This is a genomic window from Streptomyces sp., from assembly GCF_019510245.1.
Lineage (GTDB): Bacteria > Actinomycetota > Actinomycetes > Streptomycetales > Streptomycetaceae > Streptomyces.
In genome coordinates this window covers 1-1,993 of record NZ_JAEKKT010000487.1, presented here as the reverse complement: position 1 = coordinate 1,993, position 1,993 = coordinate 1, and the positions used below count along the sequence as shown (strand labels likewise).

The window sequence follows — 1,993 nt, the reverse complement described above, 5'->3', positions numbered from 1 at the left end:
GCGATCGAGCGCGCCGAGCGGATCCACGCGTCCGGCCGCCACGTCCCTGAGTTCTTCTCGCTGCCGACGGCGATCGACAACTCCCGCAAGAACCAGACGTACAACACCCCGGCCCTCGCCACCCTCTTCCTCCTCAACGAGCAGCTGGAGTGGATCAACGGCCAGGGTGGTCTCGCGTGGTCGACGGCCCGCACGAAGGACTCCTCGACGCGCCTGTACAGCTGGGCGGAGGAGTCCAAGCACGCGACCCCGTTCGTCACCGACCCGGCCAAGCGCTCCCAGGTCATCGGCACGATCGACTTCTCGGACGAGATCGACGCCGCCGCGGTCGCCAAGGTCCTGCGCGCCAACGGCATCGTGGACACCGAGCCCTACCGCAAGCTCGGCCGCAACCAGCTGCGCGTGGCGATGTTCCCGGCGATCGACCCGGCGGACGTCGAGGCCCTGACGAAGTGCGTGGACTACGTCATCGAGAAGCTGTAACACCCGCTTCCGCTACGACGACGAGGGCGCCCGGCGAACACCGGGCGCCCTTGCTCGCGCTTACGGCTACTCCTCGACGAACAGCTCTTCGGCGCTTGCCACGGTCAGGGAACGGTCGAGCCAGGTCTCCAGAACCTCCAGATCGACGCAGGCCATCACCTTTTCCTGCACGGACTCGGAGACTTCGACACCCCGCGTGCGAAGGACCCGGAGGATGGCCTTGGCCTCGCCCTTCGCCTCGCCCTTCGCCTCACCATCGGCGTGGACCTCGAGCCACGTCTCCTCCATCACGCTGCCCAAACCAGGGAAGTTCGGGGTGTACACGGCCATCAGTTCCCTCCAATGATCGCGGCTGGGACCTTCGTCCAGACCGGCCTCGATGTATTCCGCCCAGTCCGCGTTCGGCCCCAGCACCGGTGCCACCGCGTCCAGTATCGCAAGGATGCCCGGATCCTTGGCGTTGATGAGAATGGAGAAAGTGGTGAGCGCCAAGTCCTTCGCCGCCTCCTCCGGGTCGGTGATCGGACGCACGCCGATCGGCCCCAGAACCAAGGGGAACACCTCCATGCTCGTGTGGAAACTGCGCCCGATTCGGATGGGGCCCCTCGCCCACTCCGCCGTTTTCTTGTCCCGGCACACCACCAGCAGAATCGGCGGCAACCGGTACTTGGCATACATGTGCGCCAAGTAGTACGCCCAGCTGTTGTGCTTGTCCGGGTCCGGCTTGCTCTGCGACTCGACAGCGAGCAGAAACCCGCCTTCGTCGTCGGCCGTACGGACCCGGAAGAAGCTGTCCACCCGGCGCTCCAACGGCCTGATCTCGGTGAGATCGGTGTCGAGTGGCTCGATCGAGCTTTACTCGGGGAACCTGACGCCCGTCTCCGGCACGAGACGGGCCAGGAGATCCGGCTCCTCCCGGAAGATCCGATGTACAGCGTCATGCTGCGAACTGACCATGCGACGGAACGTAATCGAGCAAACACACGCTCTACACCCAGACGCCCGCATGATCAACCGTACGGGTGAACGTGCCGCCGACAATTGCCAAGCCCCGATGAGCAGCTCCCCCCGGCTGAATCGCGCCCCCCGCTACTTCGCCACGAACACGCTCGGAAGAGCGCTTCAGGAGGTCGGGTTGAACATGAGTAGGGCAGAGCCGGCAGTGCCTTGCTGAAGGGGCGCCCGGCGCCCACCGAGCGCCCCCGTCACCCGGCCCTCACACGGCCGTACAGCTCACAGCCGGCACACCCCCGCCCCCCGGCGCTCCCCCGAACCCGAAGCTCGCCGAAGCTCCCACCGCGACCGCCCCGTTGTGCGAGGCGTTCGTCGCGGTCACGGTCGCGCCGGTCTGGGTGTACGACGCGTTCCACATGGAGGTGACCTTCTGCGAGCCCGGCCAGGTCCACGTCACCTTCCAGGAGGAGAGAGCGGTCGGCCCCGAATTGGTCACCTTCACCTCGGCGTTGAAGCCGCCGCCCCAGTCACTGCTGACGGAGTAGGCGGCGGTGCA

General features: G+C 66.5%; 2 protein-coding genes and 1 pseudogene. 1 reads left to right on the top strand and 2 read right to left on the bottom strand.

Features of this window, described 5'->3' with window-relative positions; genetic code table 11:
- Positions 1 to 483, top strand: a pseudogene (locus tag JF597_RS54450) (aminotransferase class V-fold PLP-dependent enzyme); the annotation flags it as partial.
- A 66-nt stretch (positions 484 to 549) separates the two neighbouring features.
- Here the strand turns inward: JF597_RS54450 and JF597_RS54445 are convergent.
- Both JF597_RS54445 and JF597_RS54440 read right to left on the bottom strand, forming a co-directional pair.
- A complete protein-coding gene (locus JF597_RS54445; protein ID WP_294014549.1) occupies positions 550 to 1,281 on the bottom strand; it encodes a hypothetical protein in 732 nt (243 codons plus the stop codon).
- Between the two features lie 418 nt (positions 1,282 to 1,699).
- The coding region (locus JF597_RS54440) for a cellulose binding domain-containing protein (RefSeq protein ID WP_294014547.1) at positions 1,700 to 1,993 on the bottom strand (294 nt) is incomplete at its 5' end.